At 51.5% G+C, this 17,700-nt stretch carries 18 protein-coding genes and 1 pseudogene; 10 read left to right on the top strand and 9 right to left on the bottom strand.

Going from position 1 to position 17,700, the window contains the following annotated elements; all coding sequences use genetic code 11:
* Positions 1–133: 133 nt before the first annotated feature.
* Positions 134–580 (top strand): MBL fold metallo-hydrolase, encoded by a 447-nt coding sequence (locus ACT3RU_RS12810; RefSeq protein ID WP_483392716.1) that lies wholly within the window; start codon positions 134–136, stop codon positions 578–580.
* Positions 581–684: 104 nt separating this feature from the next.
* Here ACT3RU_RS12810 and ACT3RU_RS12805 read toward each other — a convergent pair whose 3' ends face one another.
* Positions 685–957: a Txe/YoeB family addiction module toxin gene (locus tag ACT3RU_RS12805; protein ID WP_192528687.1), complete on the bottom strand. Its 273-nt coding sequence runs from the start codon at positions 955–957 to the stop codon at positions 685–687.
* Complete coding sequence (locus ACT3RU_RS12800) at positions 938–1,210, bottom strand: type II toxin-antitoxin system Phd/YefM family antitoxin (protein WP_192528686.1); 273 nt, start codon at positions 1,208–1,210, stop codon at positions 938–940. Before ACT3RU_RS12800 ends, ACT3RU_RS12805 begins: the two co-directional genes overlap by 20 nt.
* A gap of 188 nt (positions 1,211–1,398) precedes the next feature.
* Here ACT3RU_RS12800 and ACT3RU_RS12795 point away from each other — a divergent pair, with 188 nt between their 5' ends.
* The 4 genes and pseudogenes from ACT3RU_RS12795 (at position 1,399) to ACT3RU_RS12780 (ending at position 4,003) form a co-directional block, all read left to right on the top strand.
* On the top strand, positions 1,399–2,052 hold the full coding sequence (locus ACT3RU_RS12795; protein ID WP_192528685.1) for a DsbA family oxidoreductase: 654 nt from the start codon (positions 1,399–1,401) through the stop codon (positions 2,050–2,052).
* Positions 2,053–2,112: 60 nt separating this feature from the next.
* On the top strand, positions 2,113–2,760 hold the full coding sequence (locus ACT3RU_RS12790; protein ID WP_192528684.1) for a glutathione S-transferase: 648 nt from the start codon (positions 2,113–2,115) through the stop codon (positions 2,758–2,760).
* A gap of 38 nt (positions 2,761–2,798) precedes the next feature.
* Positions 2,799–3,023: pseudogene (locus tag ACT3RU_RS12785) on the top strand (DsbA family oxidoreductase); the annotation flags it as partial.
* Positions 3,024–3,157: 134 nt separating this feature from the next.
* Positions 3,158–4,003, top strand: a complete 846-nt coding sequence (locus tag ACT3RU_RS12780) for an EamA family transporter (RefSeq protein ID WP_192528683.1) — start codon at positions 3,158–3,160, stop codon at positions 4,001–4,003.
* A gap of 1,106 nt (positions 4,004–5,109) precedes the next feature.
* Here ACT3RU_RS12780 and ACT3RU_RS12775 read toward each other — a convergent pair.
* Complete coding sequence (locus tag ACT3RU_RS12775) at positions 5,110–6,237, bottom strand: glycerol dehydrogenase (protein ID WP_087110182.1); 1,128 nt, start codon at positions 6,235–6,237, stop codon at positions 5,110–5,112.
* Positions 6,238–6,710: 473 nt separating this feature from the next.
* Between ACT3RU_RS12775 and ACT3RU_RS12770 the strand changes: the two genes are divergently transcribed.
* Positions 6,711–7,673, top strand: coding sequence for a ribonuclease Z (locus ACT3RU_RS12770; protein WP_192526539.1), 963 nt, complete (start codon positions 6,711–6,713; stop codon positions 7,671–7,673).
* A gap of 79 nt (positions 7,674–7,752) precedes the next feature.
* Here the strand turns inward: ACT3RU_RS12770 and ACT3RU_RS12765 are convergent, their stop codons facing one another.
* Positions 7,753–8,322: a hypothetical protein gene (locus ACT3RU_RS12765; protein ID WP_225733673.1), complete on the bottom strand. Its 570-nt coding sequence runs from the start codon at positions 8,320–8,322 to the stop codon at positions 7,753–7,755.
* A 113-nt stretch (positions 8,323–8,435) separates the two neighbouring features.
* Here ACT3RU_RS12765 and ACT3RU_RS12760 point away from each other — a divergent pair, with 113 nt between their 5' ends.
* Positions 8,436–8,681: a PcfJ domain-containing protein gene (locus ACT3RU_RS12760; RefSeq protein WP_192526540.1), complete on the top strand. Its 246-nt coding sequence runs from the start codon at positions 8,436–8,438 to the stop codon at positions 8,679–8,681.
* Here the strand turns inward: ACT3RU_RS12760 and ACT3RU_RS12755 are convergent.
* The 5 genes from ACT3RU_RS12755 to ACT3RU_RS12735 all read right to left on the bottom strand — a co-directional run bounded on the left by ACT3RU_RS12755 (position 8,678) and on the right by ACT3RU_RS12735 (position 14,598).
* Positions 8,678–9,916: a PDDEXK-like family protein gene (locus tag ACT3RU_RS12755; protein ID WP_483392715.1), complete on the bottom strand. Its 1,239-nt coding sequence runs from the start codon at positions 9,914–9,916 to the stop codon at positions 8,678–8,680. The two genes, ACT3RU_RS12760 and ACT3RU_RS12755, sit on opposite strands and share 4 nt — an antisense overlap.
* A 218-nt stretch (positions 9,917–10,134) precedes the next feature.
* A complete protein-coding gene (locus ACT3RU_RS12750) occupies positions 10,135–10,995 on the bottom strand; it encodes a PPC domain-containing DNA-binding protein (protein WP_192526542.1) in 861 nt (286 codons plus the stop codon).
* The gene (locus tag ACT3RU_RS12745) at positions 10,992–12,593 is read right to left on the bottom strand and encodes an acyl-CoA synthetase (RefSeq protein WP_192526543.1); all 1,602 of its coding nucleotides are present in this window, start codon (positions 12,591–12,593) and stop codon (positions 10,992–10,994) included. The genes ACT3RU_RS12750 and ACT3RU_RS12745 overlap by 4 nt, the downstream gene beginning before the upstream one ends.
* Positions 12,590–13,759: an acetyl-CoA acetyltransferase gene (locus ACT3RU_RS12740; RefSeq protein WP_192526544.1), complete on the bottom strand. Its 1,170-nt coding sequence runs from the start codon at positions 13,757–13,759 to the stop codon at positions 12,590–12,592. Before ACT3RU_RS12740 ends, ACT3RU_RS12745 begins: the two co-directional genes overlap by 4 nt.
* On the bottom strand, positions 13,759–14,598 hold the full coding sequence (locus ACT3RU_RS12735) for an IclR family transcriptional regulator (RefSeq protein ID WP_192526545.1): 840 nt from the start codon (positions 14,596–14,598) through the stop codon (positions 13,759–13,761). The genes ACT3RU_RS12740 and ACT3RU_RS12735 overlap by 1 nt, the downstream gene beginning before the upstream one ends.
* Positions 14,599–14,774: 176 nt before the next feature.
* On the opposite strand from ACT3RU_RS12735, the gene ACT3RU_RS12730 reads away from it, so the two are divergent.
* From ACT3RU_RS12730 to ACT3RU_RS12720, 3 genes are all read left to right on the top strand, one after another.
* Positions 14,775–15,785 carry a DctP family TRAP transporter solute-binding subunit gene (locus tag ACT3RU_RS12730; RefSeq protein ID WP_192526546.1) on the top strand — a complete coding sequence of 337 codons (1,011 nt, stop codon included), beginning with the start codon at positions 14,775–14,777 and terminating at the stop codon, positions 15,783–15,785.
* A 75-nt stretch (positions 15,786–15,860) separates the two neighbouring features.
* Complete coding sequence (locus ACT3RU_RS12725; protein ID WP_192526547.1) at positions 15,861–16,352, top strand: TRAP transporter small permease; 492 nt, start codon at positions 15,861–15,863, stop codon at positions 16,350–16,352.
* Positions 16,345–17,694, top strand: a complete 1,350-nt coding sequence (locus ACT3RU_RS12720; RefSeq protein ID WP_192526548.1) for a TRAP transporter large permease — start codon at positions 16,345–16,347, stop codon at positions 17,692–17,694. Before ACT3RU_RS12725 ends, ACT3RU_RS12720 begins: the two co-directional genes overlap by 8 nt.
* Positions 17,695–17,700 lie beyond the last annotated feature (6 nt).

Genomic DNA, 17,700 nt, shown 5'->3' with positions numbered 1-17,700 from the left:
CTGAAGGCCATCTTTATTACTCACGTTCACGGCGACCACTGCTATGGGCTGCCGGAAAGCGCCACTTACCATTGTGGCACCTGCAGGCATCAAGGCGTGGTTGGAGGCTACCTGTGAGGCCACGCAGCTATGTTTGCCCTTTGCCCTAGAGTTTATCGACTCGGATGAGCTGCCGAGCGTTGAGTTTGAGAGCATCGCCGTTACCACCTTCAGGCTTTCACACCGGGCGCCGTCCTACGCTTATGGGTTGACGGAGACAAGGGACGACGCTGCCTTGGATGTGGATAAACTAGCGCAAAAGGGAATTTCGAGAGGGCCGTTGTGGGGGCAGTTGAAGCAAGGGTTTGATATAGAGTTTGAAGGCGATCAGTTAAAAAGCCATGACTACCTGATCTTCAAGTACAAGCCGAGAAAAGTGGTGATCGCAGGGGACAATGATCAGCCTGACTTGTTGTTTGAGTCGTGTGCGGGCGCGCAGGTGCTGGTGCATGAAGCCACCTACACCGAAGAGATGGCCCAGAAGGCCTATTCAGGCTCGCTTTATTTGGCGCGGGATTTTAGCGAATACGCCTTGGATTAAACGAGCCATTTTTCTGGGATAGAGGCAAAGTGGCTTTTTCTAGGAGTGGAGCATGGTGATAACAACGCTGGGTCGCTCATGACTTCCTGCAGAGCCAATCCCTTTTAGTGTTGATTGTAATGACCTCCGATAGCGAAGATATAAATGGCGGTATCGTCGAATCGGTATATCAAGCGGTCTTTTTGTGAGATTCGCTTAGACCATAGCCCCGTCAGGTTGTGTTTGAGCGGTTCAGGCTTGCCCAAGCCAGAGGCGGGATCGTCAGTACGTAGCATTTCCTTGAGCAATTTACAGAGCGCTTTGTGCAGGCGTTTGTCCTTTTCACGCATGGTTTCATACGCATCCCAGGTATTCCCCTCAAATACCAGTGATCTCATCCATTTGCTCTTTGGTCGGTTGATAACCTTGGCGGCTTTGATGTGTCTCAAGAGAGTCAGCAATTTGTTGCATAAGGTTATTGCTTTGCAGTACGTGGAGCGTTTCTTGCTCCCTCTCCCAGTCATCCGCGCTGATAACCACAAAAGCCTCACCAGCACGCCGAGTTACCTTGAGGGGTTCGTGACGGCTGATGACTTGCTCTACGACACTTTTTAGATTGTCTCTAAACTTGTTAACGCTAATAGTGTCCATAAGGTCACCTTGATGTACGGGTATTCCGTACAAATATACACCCGGATGGTTTGGCGGACCAAGCCGTTTATTGAATTTCTATATGAAGAGAAGGAGATGGTAGCCTTGACCAGGGTTATGTCTTTCGTGATACAAGCCAGGGCTCGGCGTTTTAGCCTTAATGACCGAAGCTGACGAGGAGATCCATCATGCAGAAGGTAAGAATCGACTTAGTATCTGATGTTGCCTGCCCGTGGTGCGCCATCGGCTACCGCCGTCTGGAACAAGCGCTGGAAACCTTGAAGGGCGAGATCGAAATCAAGCTGCACTGGCAGCCCTTCGAGCTCAACCGCGACATGCCACCCGAGGGCGAGCCCATACTTGAGCATCTGTGCCGCAAGTACGGCAAGGACTCGGCCACCATGGAGCAGTCCCAGTGTGAGATCATGAAGGTGGCTGAAGAGCTTGGCCTGAATTTCCGTGGCGCCCTTGAGCGCCGGGCGAACAACACCTTCGATGCCCACCGGGTGCTTGCCTGGGCGGCTACGCAGAACCGAGAGACGGCCCTACAACTGGCCCTGTTTGATGCCTACTTCGGTGAGGCGAAAAACCCTTCAGACCCAGAGGTTCTACGCGAGAAGGCTATTGAGGTTGGGCTTGATGGCGACACTGCCGAAGCCATTGCCCGCTCTGATGAGTACGCGGACGAGGTTAGATCGGCACAACAGCAGTTTATGGAAGCAGGAGTGAGCGCTGTGCCGGGATTCATCCTCGACGGTCGCTACCTGATTTCTGGCGCCCAGCCCGCTGACGTGCTGGTTGATGCGCTTCGTCAGGTGGCTGAAGAAAACGCGAACGGCTAACGTCTCGCCTTAGAGTGGTCACCGAGTCTACTGACTTCAATTCAACTGTGAAAAATGCCCATGACGTCATCACTTCATCGCCTTTACTCTTTTCGTCGCTGCCCCTATGCCATGCGTGCCCGGCTCGGCTTATTGTTTGCTGAGTTACCGGTGGAGCTGCGCGAGATCACATTGAAGAACAAACCGGCCCAGATGCTAGCGATTAGCCCGAAAGGCACTGTGCCTGTTTTACAGCTTTTTGATGGTAATGTGATTGAAGAGAGCCGAGAAATAATGGTGTGGGCGCTTGAGCAACAAGATCCGCAAGGGCTGTTAGTTGCGAAGGTTAGGACCCAGGCCAATGCCCTGATCGAACAAAACGATAATGAATTTAAACATTGGTTGGATCGCTATAAATACGCCGACCGACATCTCGAAATGACCCAGGCAGAGTACCGGCAACGGGGTGAAGCTTTTTTACAGGTTTTAGAGGAGAAGCTGACTCAAAAGCCTTATCTTCTGGGAGATAACGCGACCATTGCTGATATTGGCATCATGCCTTTTATCCGCCAATTTGCCCATGTAGATCGCGATGTCTTTTATAGCTTACCTTATCCGCACCTGCAGCGGTGGCTACAACACTGGTTGGAACACGCGCTTTTTCTGCAGGCCATGACCAAGTTTCATCCATGGCAAGAGGGGGATGACGTGGTGGTTTTTCCATCTTGAAAAGCGCTACCTGTTAATTCCTTGTCGGCTTTCTCACGAAGGCCATTGAGGTAGGGCTTTATGGCGACGCCGCTGAGGCTATCGCCCGCTCTGATCAGTACGCGGACGAGGTTCGAGCGGCAGAACAGCAGTTCATGGAGGCAGGGGTAAGTGCGGTGCCAAGATTCATCCTCGACGGGCGCTACCTGATTCCTGGCGCCCAGCCCGCTGACGTGCTGGTCGATGCGCTTCGTCAGGTGGCTGAAGAAAACGCTAACCGTTAAGGGGCTAGAGGCCCGGTGGTGAAAAGCGGTATGCGAGCAGTAAGTAGCAAAGTCTATGGGTACAGGGATTTAAGCTATGCTGGGAAAACCATTTTTTCTTAACGTAGTATCCTGCCGCCCAAGGATAAGGTGATATGAGCCCCGAAATAACCATGATCGTTCTGCTCGCGGCGCTCTTCAACGCCAGTTGGAACGCGATCGTCAAAGTGAGCGGTGACAGAATTGCTGTTATGGCGGTGATCACGTTATTGGGCAGCGCTGTTTCTGCACTCGCCTTGCCTTTTGTCACGCTCCCAGACCCAGCCAGTTGGCCACTTCTGGGCCTGGCTATCCTGATACATACGGCTTATCACTTCTGCCTGCCCATGGCGTACCAGTATGGTGATTTCGGCCAAGTCTATCCTATCGCGCGGGGCTCGGCGCCATTACTCGTCACCTTGGGCGCGGCCGCGTTCGCGGGCGAAATGTTGGGTATGTTACCGCTGTTCGGGGTGCTATTTCTCGGGGTGGGGGTGATGTCGCTGGCCTTCGACGGCCGTACCGGTATTACGCGCAACCCACGCGCCATAATACTTGCGTTGGGCACGGGCGGCCTGATCGCCTCTTACACGCTGGTGGGTGGATTGGGCGCTCGGCAAGCGGGCTCGGTACTTGGCTTTGCGGTGTTGTTGACGCTCGGCAACGGCTTACTGACGTTTGTGATTGCCCTGATGTGGAAAGCCAGGGAAATAAAAAAAGTCGTATGCGGCAACTTGGCACCCGCCATCGCTGGCGGTGGAATGCAGGTTGGCGCGTATTGGATCGTTATCTGGGCGATGGCCTACGCGCCTCTTGGCATGGTCTCGGCGCTACGCGAAACCAGCGTGCTGTTTGCCGCGCTTATTTCCACCATCATTCTAAAAGAAGGCTTCGGCGTATGGCGGTTTGTGTCTTCGGGGCTGATCGCTTGCGGCATTGCGTTGACGCGTTATAAGCCTTAATAGGATAACGTGTCGCTTATAATGGATCGCCAAACAAGTTACCAATCTGAAAAATCCTGTAAAACAATAATGAATACTGCCAGCATCCTTTTAATTAGCGCTAACCTTTCTCAGGTCGGTCAAATTTATTCATAAAAACAGAGTGGAGCTTTCACCGCGATCATACGGCCTGTCTTACGTTTGATCATGTCTTCTTAATGTGCATTTTCGGGTGGAATAAGGTGTTGTGATAGTTGCCAAAAAGAGTAAGAACGAAAATCTTACGTAGGCTAAAAATGTAGGTTTACGTGTAAATGCTCTTAGCTTACAGTATGCAAATAAGACGAGAAGTGGAATGAAAAGCTACCATTACGGTAGCTTTTATCAGTGCTCTATCCTATTTTTTCGAGGATTTGCTAGGTTTCAATTCTGGAGTGTTTCCCGGCGTGCTTTTATTGTCGCGTCGGCGTTAATCAGGTTTTCCTGTTGATTCAGCAATTGGTTTTGGACCTGGTTTTAGAGCCATGATGGTTTTTCCTATATGTTTGAGAGCAAGTCTCTCATTTATTAATATAATCTCACTAATACACATTATCAATGAAAATAATAGGATTGTTTTAACTTGATAAAAAATTTTATTTAGATTTGCTTGATGTTAGAATTTTTGAGTTATGAGTTTTCCATATGATAAGTTTTTGCTTTGTATTATGAATTACATAGGAAAGATAAAGCTGTCCATGATTTGTCGAGTTAAGATAGTAAATATATAAGATAACAATGCGTTTAAGACGAATTTACAACTTTAGGTTTTCTTCATCTTTAATATTTGCCGGCTATGGAGTAGGCAAAGTGGTAGTGTTGTTAACTGCTTAAAGCGGCGTTATGTAGGCGTTCCCATCAAGAACCCATATGGCATTTAGTGAGTATGAATCAAAGACTGCTTCCAAGTTTCTGGAAGACCGAAGACCGCCAGTCAAGATCCTATCCACGTGAGGTTTAGACGTTTGGATTTCTGGCTAAAGTGTGCAGATTGTTGAGATTTGCTCTATTTCCACGAGTTGTTCACTGGATGCCTCGCAGGCAAGTGGGACCAAGGCGGAGCGCCGTAGCGCCCCGCCTCTTAGGCCTTACTCGCTCAGGCCAACCTTCTCCATAAACGCCCGCGCATGCACATCCACTGCTTTAATAGCGTGAACAATCTGCTTGGGCGTTAGCTCATACGCCAGGTTATGGCTTGATTCGCCCTCTTTAAGCGCCGCTTCGGCCACTCGGTAAAGATCTTCCTCACTTGCCTGGTCAAGCTTCAGCGCTTTCAGTGTCACCGGAAGGCCCAGCGCCAGGTAGAGATCTAAATACTCTTCAAGCTCCGCCTGAGGCGCTTGGTCGAGAATCAGCTGCGCGACTGTGCCGTAGGCTACTTTTTCGCCGTGGGTCAGGTTGTGGATTTCTCCATGCAGGGCGGTAAAACCGTTATGAATGGCGTGCGCTGCCGCCAGGCCGCCGCTTTCAAAACCCAGGCCGCTGAGCAGAGTGTTGGCCTCGACCACGGCTTCAAATGAGGGCGTGACGATCTGCGCCTCGTTGGCTTGGTAGGCCAGCATGGCATGCTCAAAAAGGATGTCTTCGCATTTCTCACCAATCGTAGCACCCAGCAACGTGGCTTTGCCGCCCGCCATGTTGTTGGCGTTAGCGCGGATGGCGGCGCGGGCCTCAACCCAGGTGGCCAGTGCATCAGCAATGCCCGAGGCCAGAAAGCGCGGCGGCGCTTTGCAGATGATGCCGGTATCGACCAGCACCAAGTCAGGGTTCTTGCTGTAGAAGCGGTAGGACTCAAACTCGCCATCGTCACTGTAGATGACTGACAAGGCGCTGGTAGGCGCATCGGTAGAAGCAGTGGTTGGCAGTATGGCACAGGCTGCTTCGAGCTTTTCAGCCACACCTTTGGCAGTGTCGATGGCTTTACCGCCACCAAAGCCGATAACGACATCTGCCTGCTGCTTGCGGCCGAGCTCAACGAGGCGGTCGATTTCGCGGGTAGAAGCCTCACCTTCGAACACTGCACGCTCGAAACTGACGCCTTCGCCTTCCAGGCTCGCGCTTAGCTCCTTACCCGCGATGTCCCAAACCACATCGTCGGCAATCAGCAGCGCCGTTTTCCCGAGCGCTGACACATAGTGTCCGGCGCGGGCGGTAACACCTTCCCCCTGCACGTAGCGGCCGGGGCTGATGAAGACTTTCTCGTTGATGGCTGTCATGGCAAATCGTCCCTAAAAGAGAGTGGGTTGCCTAACCATTGGTAACACATGAAAGGTGCATGTGTATTGCGGTCGTGTGACTTATTAGCGCTTATGTTGATCGCTGTCAGCTAAATAAAGGGGTGCCAAATGCTTACCACCCAGGATGGGGCCCCGCTGGCTAATTTAGACAGAGGCCTTGCCTACCACTTGTTACAACGGGCTACCGAAGGTATCGGTAAAGCGTGACACTCGGCGAAGTTAAGTGGCATTTTGGGTATTCAAAATATTGATATCGCAGAGCATGTTTCAGTACCTGACTTTATTGTTTATTAATGAGGGAGTAATGATCTCTTTAAATTTGGGGAGTCGTGGCAATATGAGCGATGCATACGAATAATGGCGGCAATTCAACCGATTCACACGTTGGCTGGGTATTTTTCTCACTGTTTAGCGGCCATGCCGATACCAATCAATAGATGCCCCGGAAGAATATGAACTTACTGTTTCTAGGCACCTCCGCCGGTGTGCCCACCAAAAGCCGAAACGTCACCGGCATTGCTTTGCGCGAGAGCAAGGGAAAAGGCTGGTACCTGATCGATTGTGGAGAGGGCACCCAGCATCAGGTTTTGCGCACAAAGCTGTCGTTTCATTCATTAAACGCCATTTTGATTACCCATGTGCACGGCGACCACTGCTATGGGCTGCCGGGCATACTGGCGAGCGCGGGAATGAACGGTCGAAAAGCGCCGCTTACCATTGTCGCACCCGCAGGCATCAAAGCGTGGTTGGAGGCTACTTGCGAGGCCACGCAGCTAGGTTTGCCCTTCGCGCTGGAATTTATCTGCTCAGATGACCTGCCGAGCATTGAGTTTGAAAACATGGCGGTTGCCACGTTCAAGCTTTCCCATGGGGTGGCGTCTTATGCCTATGCGTTGACAGAGAAAAACGTCGATGCTGCCCTGAACATCGAAAAACTCATCCAGAAAGGGGTTCCCAGAGGGCCGTTGTGGGGGCAGTTGAAAAGAGGGTTCGATATTGAGTTCGCGGGGGAGACATTAACAAGCCATGAGTGCTTACTCCTCAAGCATGAGGCCAGGAAAGTGGTCATCGCAGGAGACAATGCCCAGCCTGAGCTGTTGTGGGAAGCGTGCGCTGGGGCGCAAGTGCTGGTGCATGAAGCCACGTATACGCAGGAAATGGCCCAGAAGGCGCTTGAGGTGGGGCATAGCTACGCCAGGCTTGTAGCTGATTTTGCCGAATCGGTAGCGCTGCCAAACCTGGTGCTGACTCACTTTAGCCCGCGTTATCAGCTAAACCCCTTGGCATCGCCTTCCATCGAGGATATCCGCAAAGAGGCCCAAAGCGCGTATTCGGGATCGCTTTACCTTGCACGAGATTTTCTCGAATTTAGTCTGGATAAGTCGGGCCACTTTTCTGAAGTGGCGAGCGAATAAGTTTTCCCGGTTTTAACGATTCTTGCGAATGGGCGGCTACCCGAAAGCAGGTAGCCGCTTCTTGTGATTGCCGGGAAAATCAGTCGCGGCAGTAGCCTTCGCCTGCCTGAACTACCAGGCAGTCTTCCTTCTCCGCTAGCCATTTCAAGCCGGTGGCTTCGCCATCACCTGCGCGAAGTAGCTGCTGGCCGTCATCGCGGCTGAAGCTAATGCCGTCGTCTGTGGCTTGCCCTTCGAATGTGCCGCTTTGGTCGGCGTCCAGGCCGTACTGCATTTCAAGCAGATAATGGCCGGGGCCAGCGGAATCGTCCTGGCTGACGTCCAGAAATAATCCTTCCACACCGATCCATCGGCCAACCCACTGATCGGTCATCTCATGATTGGGCTGGCTTTGCTCGGCTCCAGCCTCTGTTGCTGGTGCGTTGGAAGCGGCGGTGTTGTCGTCGTTACACCCGCTGATCAATGTCATGGTGCATAAAGCTAACGATAGGGTTAACGCTGTTTTCATCATGGCGAGTGGCACCGGCGGTGGGGAAAGTTGAAGGGTAATCTGAGATTCGTCTTGATCAAGCCCTTTGGCGGAGATTAAAGGTACAGCACTCCCAATAGCGAGCTTTACCAGAAATAGACTACCCCTTTTTTTGCTCATCTATTCGCTAAAACACGGTGCTTATATTAGTCACTAACACCTTCTGAGCGTATTCAACCCACAGACCGCTGCATTAATATTCAGTATCATTTAGAAAATCCGATATTGTTGCGTTGGAATGTTGGGGTGCCTTACTGGCTGAAGGCAAGCAAATGCATCACTGCATTGGCAGTTATGCGGCACAAGTCAGCGCTCGCCAGGTATTTGTCTACCACATGGAAGCACCAGAAGCGTTAACCATCGCGCTCTCCCCACAAGGCAGCCAGTGGGGAGTGCAAGAAATACGTGGCTATTGCAATGCATTACCGAGCGAGGCGTCACTTGAGGCAATACAGCGATGGTTAACTGCTCACTATTAGGCGAGGGTTGTGGCTTGGGTTTCTGGCAGGAAGGCGTGCTCGTTCACCCATTTCGCTAAATCGCCCAGCGCTTTCATGGCGCCTGCTTTAGTGTACTCGTGGGGCCATGCACTCAATGCTAACCAGCGCCCTTTAACTTCGTACCAGGTATGCGTGTCATTGCCGTCTCTGTACCAGCTACAGCTCGGCTGTTTAGTGACAGGCGTTACATCCAAGAAAGCTTGCTCGATATTTTTTAGCCAAGGGTCATTGCTTGTTTGGCTTTCCAGATATACCCGAACTTCAAAACCGATACTTTCATCGCCTTCTGACGCTGAAGAAGGATAATAAACGAGACATATTTGTGAGTCCCCGTTGTTACCCCAACCGCTAGGGGAAAACCGACACACGCGCATATCGTCACCCCAAATATCTGGGTTTTTCTTGGTAGTGATATCCGTTGTCGCTATTTGCAACGCAGCAGCAATATGACTTTTACCTTCCGCCACCAGTTCTTGCTCGAATTGTTTCAAACGTTGAGATGCTTCATATAAGCTATTGAAATGCTTTAACGAAAAATCCAGTTCGTTTTTTGTCATCGTCTTTTCTTCGGTTGGGTGGGCGATAGAGGCGAGATGCTGTAATAATTCCTGGTAGAAAACTTGCCATTTTGTCTGATTGGACGGGGCCACGTCTTGCCCGTACAGTTCATACGCCGAGGCCACTATTTCCGAGTAGGATAGCGTTGGCCAGCCTGCGTTCTGGGCGGGTATCCGAACATCTTCTCTGGTGTCATCCGGGCATAAAACGCACTTGTAGGTGGTAACCGCGTAGCTTCCCAGCAATTTGTCATAGGCATAAAACGGATTATTCGTCGCTGAAGCCCATACTTTATGCTCAATGCCTAATACGAAGTCGTTTCCCGAAACCACTAAGTCCAAGCGTTTGGTTGACTCGCTTTCAACATTCCAGCTTCCTACTTCCCGTTCGGTAGTGATTGCTTCCCAGTCGACTTGCTGTAGATCGTCATGATCAAACTTACGAGCTAGCGCATGCAAAATGGCTTTGGCTAACCAGTGCGGTGCGCCGGGATAGCCGCCCATAAAGAAGGCCATTAAGTTGGATAGCCGGTTCTCATGCTGACCTGGCCCTGCAACGGAAAACAAATTGGGTGTTAAAGGTTCTGGTTTAGGCAGCAGTGCCAATTTCTCGAAAAAACGCTCCAACGCTGCCAAATCGGCCGATTCTGAAGACATTGATTAATCCTAAAGAGTGGTAAACGGATCCCGTCCATTAGCTTGCTGCCTAATTATACTATTGGCGAATGCGAATCGTATGACTAGGTAACCTTAAATTATCCAGCGATAATTGGTCACGCGATAGCATAGCGTTAAGGGAAACTGTCGGTATTCGTCATCAGCGCCAAGCGAGCCACTTGGCGATAACGCCTTCTACGTTAACTGATAAGAGCGAATTAAAAGCGCAGCAATAGCTCACAGGTAACGCAGATAGCGTTTCGCCCAGGGGCAAGCGCTCCTTGATGTTGCTCGCCGCCGATACCGACAGAGACCGCTTGAAGTGAGGGTTGCCCATCTTTCAATGTTCCATCGAGTATCAGTATTTCATTCGCGTGGCTTTTAAGCTGGTGGCCGTCTGTAAAACAGGTTTGCACCAGGCTTCCAAGGCCCATGATCTGTGCCGTATCAATGCCGTAGTGTTTAGCCGTTGCTGCTATGGCGGCATTGAGGTCTTGATTCGGGCGTAGCGTCAGTAAAAGTGCATTGGGCTTAGCGGCACTGTTGGCGCCCTGGTAAGGCGCAAAAAGAGGAAACCGGGTTTCTTCATCAGCCGTGACGGCCAAATAGGCGCCTTCTATCGCGATACACGACACCTCAATGTCATTGGCTAATATCGACACGGGCGCTAGCAGATGGCCAACTGAAGTATGCCCATCGCCTCGCTGCCATATCCCGTGGCAATGCAGGAAAGGTTCACCATCACGCAGGCCTACATGAATGCCTGCGGTGTGTATGTTTGCCGGTGGTGATAAGCGATGCGTTTCACTGTACCAGGCGGCATGTTGCCCACTTGGGTCATCGTCCGGGATGACATAGTGAAGCGTTTGCATCGCTGCATTATTGATCGTTAAGTACGCTGATGAGATGGCCTGCTTTTGAAGCGTCTGGACGATAGCGTCATGTAGCGTCTGGCCGCCTTCAAGCGTGAGTGATCGCTCTTGTGTATGGCAGAGCTGCGCCTGGTAGCGCGTTTGTGCAGGCGTGCCTGGGTGTTCGATATAGCCAAGCGCTACCGCATTGCTGGGAGGAGAACTCATGTTGCCTCCTGTAATTCACCACGCTCAGTTAATGTTTCACGAATGAGCTTTTTAGTGATTTTTCCGTAAGCCGTTTTGGGCATTTCTTCCCAGAATACGTAGCTTTTAGGCATCTTGTAGCGAGCAATGCGCTCACTCAGCCATGCATTCAAGGAGGCAGTATCCAGTGGCTGGCCGGGGTAAAGCACACACACGGCCATGCCGACTTCACCCCAGACAGGGTCAGGTACGCCCAATACGGCTGTTTCGGAAATGGCAGGATGGCTAAGCAGCTTCTCTTCGATCTCGCGAGGATAAATGTTGGAGCCGCCCGATATATACATATCCGAAACGCGCCCGGTCAGGTAAATGAATCCTTCTTCATCCCGATGGCCCAGGTCACCCGTTAAAAACCAGCCATCTCGAAAGCTCTTTTGATTGGCTTCGGCGTTATTGTAGTAGCCCGCAAAAACAGCCGGCCCGATGACGGCGATTTCTCCCGTTTCACCGGCGGCCACTTCAGCACCGTTGCTATCCTGAATTTGCACCTGCATGCCGGTACGCGAAAAGCCGCAGCTCCCGATTTTCATGTGGTTATCGTCAACGTGGTGAAGCGCAGGGGGCAGCACCGTTATATTGCCGGTTACCTCGCCAAGCCCGAAATACTGAACCAGCACAGACCCTAATGTTTCCAGCGCTTTCACCTGGTCGGACCGGTACATGGGCGCACCAGCGTAGACAACGTAGCGTAAGGAAGAGTGGTCATGCCGCTTTACACTGGAGTGCTCAATGAGCATTTTGACAATAGTGGGCACGGTGAATAGGTTGGTCACGTTCCACTTTTCAACCAGTTGCCAAATCACCTCGGGGTCAAATTTCTCGTCCGCCGGGAGTATGGTTTTAACGCCGTGAGCGACTTGGGCAAGCTGATGAACGCCCGCGCCATGAGACAGAGGCGCGACGACGATAGACGCGTCAGAGGCGTTGGTTCCTGGCATCAAGTCACATAAATGATTCGTGACAACGAAGGCCATTTGGCCATGGGTCAGTACCGCTGCCTTGGGGCGCCCGGTGGTGCCAGAGGTGAAGAAAAACCACGCAGGGTCATCGCGATTAACCGCGGCGGTTGGCATGTGCTGGCCTGAAAAGCGTTCCACCAGCGTTTCGTAATCGACGGCGAAATCACTCTCTCCAATCGAGATCGTCACATCAACAAGAGGGGCGCAAGCGGTGGCGTGACGGGGAAAGCTGGCGCCACAAAGCAGGCCTTTTGCCCCAGAGGATTCAGCCAGGTAAGCCACTTCGTCGGGCGACTGACGATAGTTGGTCGGCACCCATACGGCGCCTATTCTCCAACAGGCAAACATCGCTTCAAACATTTGGTGGCAGTTGGAGGACTGAACCAGTAAGCGGTCACCCTTTTGCAGGCCCATTTCATGGCGGAGCGCGTACGCAAACGCTTGTGAACGCTCCTCCATCTCTTTCCATGTCCAGGTCTTTTCGCCCCACACAAAACCAATCTCATTCGAGAAGCGGCGCGAGCTTTCGGTGAGAAGGTGAGACAGATTCATCACTCGGGTAGAAACAGGCACGAGGCTATTGTGTTCATTCAGGCTCATTTCACACGCTCCAGAATAGACACGTAATTAGTGACCGCCGCGCCGCCCATATTGAAGACGCCAGCCAGGTTTGCATTGGGTATTTGCATTTGTTCCGCCTCACCCATTAACTGCATGGCGGCCATTACATGCATGGAAACCCCGGTAGCGCCGATAGGATGACCTTTGGACTTTAGCCCGCCGGATGGGTTGACGGGCAAGGCGCCATCTTTTTGCGTGATACCTTCCTGAATAACACGATAGCCCTCCCCCTTCTTGGCGAGCCCCATCGCTTCGTACTCAAGCAGCTCGGCGATAGTGAAGCAGTCGTGTGTTTCGACGAGGGATAAATCCATAATGTTGACGTCAGCGCTTGCGAGCGCTTTCTGCCAGGCCATCGATGCCCCACGAAACTCCAATATGTCTCGTCTTGAAAGCGCCATTAAGTCATTGGCTTGCGTTCGTGCCCGAAAGGCAATCGCACGCTTTAATTGAGCGGCCGTCTCAGCATCGGCAATAATCATGGCTGCGGCGCCATCCGATATGAGCGAGCAGTCTGTGCGACGCAAAGGGCCTGCGACCGTCGGGTTGTGGTCTGAAACGGTGGCGCAGAAATCGACGCCGATATCTTTGCGCATTTGGGCATAGGGGTTAAACACGCCGTTGGCGTGGTTTTTGGCCGCGATCATGGCGAGTTCGTAGGAGCGGTCCCCGTAGGTTTGGAAGTAACGTTCCGCAATTTCGCCGAACACCCCCGCAAAGCCCCCCGCAATATGGGCTTCTTCACGGTGATAGCTGGCGCTTAGCAGAATGTTGCCCACTTCAGCAGTGGGCGTTGCCGTCATTTTTTCAGCGCCGATGACCAGGGCGATGCGCCCACGCCCAGACTCTATAAAGTCGAGCGCGCCATGCAGCGCTGCGCTGCCTGTTGCGCAGGCATTTTCGTAACGCGTGGCGGGCGTGTGCGCAAAGCGCTCGTCGCCCATCGCCACCAGGGCTGCTTGGAAGTCCTGAGCCGAGAAACCGTTGTTATAGACACCGACAAAAATGCCGTCGATAGCCTCATGATCGACGCCTGCATGAACGAGCGCATCCTGAACCACGCTTTGCATCAGCGCTTGGGTGTCGGGTTCGGGCAATTTTCCAAAAGGGGAGTGGGCCCAACCGACGATCTGTGCTTTTGTCATTATTTGCTCCTGGCGAGGGGAGTGGGAGATGTTTGATGTCTTGTAAATTCAGCGGCTAACAGATGCTCAATCGCTAACGCCTCTTCTTTTAATCTCGGCACAAGCGTTTGGGAACGACGTGGTTCCTGCATACGGCTCTCTATCGCTGCTAGCGAAAGTGAGCCGGCCAGTACGCCATCAGGCCAACGTAGGGCAATGCCGATTCCCCATGAATCCGCAAACACCAGCCCAGGGTTAACGGCATAGCCCTGCAACCGCGTTTCGTTCACCAGGTTTACCATATGCTCTGGAGCCAGTTGGGGGTACTGCTGTTCAAGGAGCGGGCGTTGTGCATCTAATACGTGGGTAATTTCAGCGTCAGGCAGCGCTGCCAACATGGCGAGTGAGCCTGCGCCTACTCCCAGAGGATGATAGGCGCCTTGCACAAGGGCATGGGTCCGAATGGGATAAACGCCGTCTTCACGATACAGACACAGCGAGAAGTGGCCTCGGCGGATAGAAAGACAGGCGGCATCTTCCGTTCGCTGCGCTAAACGAGCGACATTGCACGTAGCCAGTCGCGTCAGGTTATGTTGCTCGGAAGCTCTGTGGCCCAGCAAATAGGCTTCTGGGCCTAATTGATAATGATGATTAGCGGGCGATTGCTCTACCATTCCTGCATTAATAAGTGCCAGCAGCAATCGTCTTACCGTGGGCTTGTTTAAACCACTGTGCCTGGTTAAATCGGCCAGTGAGCTGCCTTCGGCTTGTCGAGCAATCAGGCTTAATAACCCCAGTGCACGGTCGACGCTTTGTGCACCAGCGGTTGTGCTCTCCGTTATTAAGGCTTTGTGTTCCATATTATGGACCGATTGTTGTTTTAATGGCGCGTGTATTGAGCTTATTTTGCTGATACTTTGACTTTCTGGAGTGCTTTTGGCAAATTTTTATTGTCGTATATATAACGAATGGTCCATATTGTGGATTATAACAATCAAGTGCGTTAGCACGGATACGCCACGAGGAATAGAACATAATGAAACGCCATGCTTTTTTAAAAACTGTCTGGGCCACCTCTGCTGCAAGCTTGCTTTTTGCCAGTGCGGCATCCGCTGAAACATTAAGGCTTTCTCATAACACCGGTGACACCACCACGTGGCATGAAGCCGCTGAACTCTTTAACGACTTGTTAAATGAAGCCTCAGAAGGCGAACTGTCGGTTCGTACGTTTCCTAACTCGCAGTTAGCGGGTGGCGACCAGATGCGCCAGTTTGAAATGGTGGGTAGGGGCGCTATTGATTTAGTGATGACCTCCGCCATTAATGTCACGCCGTTAATACCTGAAATGGCTGTTTTTTCACTGCCTTATCTCTACGACGGTTATGATCAGGTAGACGCCACCATGAACGGCGAGCCGGTTAAGTTGCTTGAAGAGATCATGGATGAAAAGGGCGTTAAGGTGCTGGCCTGGGGTGAAAGCGGTTTTCGTGAACTGACCAATAGTAAACGGCCGATTCGTAGCCCTGACGATATGCGCGGGTTAAATATGCGCGTGGCAGGTCCTATGTATGTTGATGTTATGGATGCATTGGGCGCCAACCCGCAGCAAATGCAGTGGGTCGAGACGATCTCGGCATTGCAGCAAGGCGTTGTTGACGGTCAGGAAAATGGAATTGGTGCCGTTATCATTCCCCAGCGTATTTATGAAGTGCAAGACTATATAACGCTCTGGCACTACTCGTATGACCCTATCTTTTTAGGCATTTCCAAGCAGCGTTGGGAAAGCTTCGATGCTGAAACGCAGGAGATGGTTCAGCAAGCGGCTGACCAGGCCATGGCGCATCAGCTCGCCATTACACGCGAAAATACGGCTGAGGGCGTCGACTTCCTTCGTGAACAAGGCATGGATATTACCGAATTGACCCCGGAAGAGATCGAGGTATTTAGGCAAGCAACGGCACCTGCCTTTGATATCTGGGCTGAAAGAGTCGGTCCTGACATCGTTTCCAGCTTTGTCGAAACGATAGAAAGTTCCAAGCAGCAATAACGAATAGCATTTACTGACAATAACTCTGACTAACCTTAGTCAGAGTTATTGGTGTCAGTATAGGGTCAATGCCTTATGAAATTTATAATTAACGAATTTGAAAAAATAGTATGCACTGGCCTCTTCTTGAGTATGGCGCTACTTGGCTTCGCTAATGTCGTTGTTCGATACGGTACTAACTACTCGCTTGCCGCGACAGAAGAACTTCTTACCAATGGGTTTTTGATATTAACTATTTTTGGCGCGGCGATTGCGGCAAGGCGGGGTGAACACTTGGCGGTAACTGTTCTCTATAACGTATTGCCAAGGCACGCTAAAACAGTCGTCTTTATGTTGTCTGTGCTGCTGTCTGTAACGTTACTATGCATGTCAGCCTATTTCTCCTGGGAAGTGTTAAGCAATCAGTTTAATAGTGGAACCCGCTCTTACGGCCTAGGGTTACCCGCCTGGTACTACCACGTTGCGATACCTTTTGGCTTTATTCTCATTGCTATTCGATTTTTGCAGCGTGCATGGCAAGAAATGAACGGCAACGTGGAACCCACGATCGGAGGCGCAGATGTTTGATATCTTCGGCACGCTTTCGACAGGTTCACAGATGATTAGCGTCTTTTTCCTGCTGCTTTTGTTGAGGGTGCCCGTCGCATTCTCACTCGGTCTGTCCGCTATTTATGCCATGTGGCACATGGGGTTTGGATTAGATCTCGCCGGTGATTTGATTGCGACAGGTATTACCAAATTTTCATTATTAGCGATTCCCTTCTTTATTCTTGCTGGAACGTTGATGGGAAGGCTTGGAATCGCTGACCGGATGATCCGATTTTTCAGAGTACTGGTGGGTGGTCTTCCCGGTGGAATGGGCATCGTCGGTACGGTCGTTTGTTTGTTTTGGGGTGCTGTTAGTGGTTCTGGCCCGGCATCGGTTGCCGCCATTGGGCCCATGATCATAAAAGGCATGGAAGAAGACGGCTACCGCAAGGCCTATGCTGCAGGTTTGGTGTGTACGGGCGCGGCCTTGTCGATTGTTATCCCGCCTTCTATCGGGTTGGTGATTTACGGCGTTATTGCTGAAACCTCAATATCGAAGCTGTTTATGGCTGCCATTTTACCTGGCTTGATGATGGGCGGTTTAATGATAGTGACCCTGCCGTGGGGGCGCGTGAAAAACGCGGGAGCTGCGGGATCATCGGGCCTGTCATCTGAACCTTCCGTTATGTCGATGGGTGATAACCCTTACCCGCAACTGGGCTATGCAGGTCGATTATGGGCTTCCTTTAAAGACTCTTTTTGGGGCTTGCTCACGCCGGTCGTTATTTTGGGAGGGATATACGCCGGTGTGTTTACCCCTACGGAAGCCGCATTAGTGGCCACTATCTATGCGTTGCTGGTGGGTGCGGTCATTTATAAAACATTAAGCATCAAAAAATTGTATGAAGCCGTTAGTGATGCGGCGGCATCGTCTGCCGTCGTTATGCTGGTGGTTGCTTACGCAAGCCTGTTTGGTTGGGTGGTGACGGTTGATGACCTGGTAGGCACTTACTCTTCCATGCTGTTAGGCATGAGCAACAATGAGTGGGTTGTTTTATTGGTTATCATGCTGATTTTGCTGATTATTGGCATGTTTATGGATGCGGTGACGGTGATGTTTATTTCGTTACCGGTGTTTCTTCCTATTGTGCACCAGCTTGGCTGGGACCCTGTCTGGTTTGGTGTTTTGGTGATGATTAACCTCTCCATTGGCCTGATAACACCACCTGTGGGTATTAATCTTTATGTCGCTGCGAATGTGACAGGTCTTTCCATTGAAAAAATAGCGCGAGGCACCTTTATTTGTGTTGGCGCGTGTTTGGTAGGGCTCGCATTAGTGGCTTTCTTCCCGCAGATATCCATGTTTTTGGTCAGTCAATAATAACGA

Source organism: Halomonas sp. TP35 (assembly GCF_052375975.1).
Classification (GTDB): Bacteria; Pseudomonadota; Gammaproteobacteria; order Pseudomonadales; family Halomonadaceae; genus Vreelandella; species Vreelandella citrativorans.
This window is presented reverse-complemented; position numbering and strand designations above follow the sequence as displayed.

Bases quoted from the DNA above. Each gene is read 5' to 3' on its own strand.
- ACT3RU_RS12805 (WP_192528687.1), bottom strand. From the start codon at position 957: ATGAGATCACTGGTATTTGAGGGGAATACCTGGGATGCGTATGAAACC.
- ACT3RU_RS12800 (WP_192528686.1), bottom strand. From the start codon at position 1,210: ATGGACACTATTAGCGTTAACAAGTTTAGAGACAATCTAAAAAGTGTC.
- ACT3RU_RS12795 (WP_192528685.1), top strand. From the start codon at position 1,399: ATGCAGAAGGTAAGAATCGACTTAGTATCTGATGTTGCCTGCCCGTGG.
- ACT3RU_RS12790 (WP_192528684.1), top strand. From the start codon at position 2,113: ATGACGTCATCACTTCATCGCCTTTACTCTTTTCGTCGCTGCCCCTAT.
- ACT3RU_RS12780 (WP_192528683.1), top strand. From the start codon at position 3,158: ATGAGCCCCGAAATAACCATGATCGTTCTGCTCGCGGCGCTCTTCAAC.
- ACT3RU_RS12775 (WP_087110182.1), bottom strand. From the start codon at position 6,237: ATGACAGCCATCAACGAGAAAGTCTTCATCAGCCCCGGCCGCTACGTG.
- ACT3RU_RS12770 (WP_192526539.1), top strand. From the start codon at position 6,711: ATGAACTTACTGTTTCTAGGCACCTCCGCCGGTGTGCCCACCAAAAGC.
- ACT3RU_RS12765 (WP_225733673.1), bottom strand. From the start codon at position 8,322: ATGAGCAAAAAAAGGGGTAGTCTATTTCTGGTAAAGCTCGCTATTGGG.
- ACT3RU_RS12755 (WP_483392715.1), bottom strand. From the start codon at position 9,916: ATGTCTTCAGAATCGGCCGATTTGGCAGCGTTGGAGCGTTTTTTCGAG.
- ACT3RU_RS12750 (WP_192526542.1), bottom strand. From the start codon at position 10,995: ATGAGTTCTCCTCCCAGCAATGCGGTAGCGCTTGGCTATATCGAACAC.
- ACT3RU_RS12745 (WP_192526543.1), bottom strand. From the start codon at position 12,593: ATGAGCCTGAATGAACACAATAGCCTCGTGCCTGTTTCTACCCGAGTG.
- ACT3RU_RS12740 (WP_192526544.1), bottom strand. From the start codon at position 13,759: ATGACAAAAGCACAGATCGTCGGTTGGGCCCACTCCCCTTTTGGAAAA.
- ACT3RU_RS12735 (WP_192526545.1), bottom strand. From the start codon at position 14,598: ATGGAACACAAAGCCTTAATAACGGAGAGCACAACCGCTGGTGCACAA.
- ACT3RU_RS12730 (WP_192526546.1), top strand. From the start codon at position 14,775: ATGAAACGCCATGCTTTTTTAAAAACTGTCTGGGCCACCTCTGCTGCA.
- ACT3RU_RS12725 (WP_192526547.1), top strand. From the start codon at position 15,861: ATGAAATTTATAATTAACGAATTTGAAAAAATAGTATGCACTGGCCTC.
- ACT3RU_RS12720 (WP_192526548.1), top strand. From the start codon at position 16,345: ATGTTTGATATCTTCGGCACGCTTTCGACAGGTTCACAGATGATTAGC.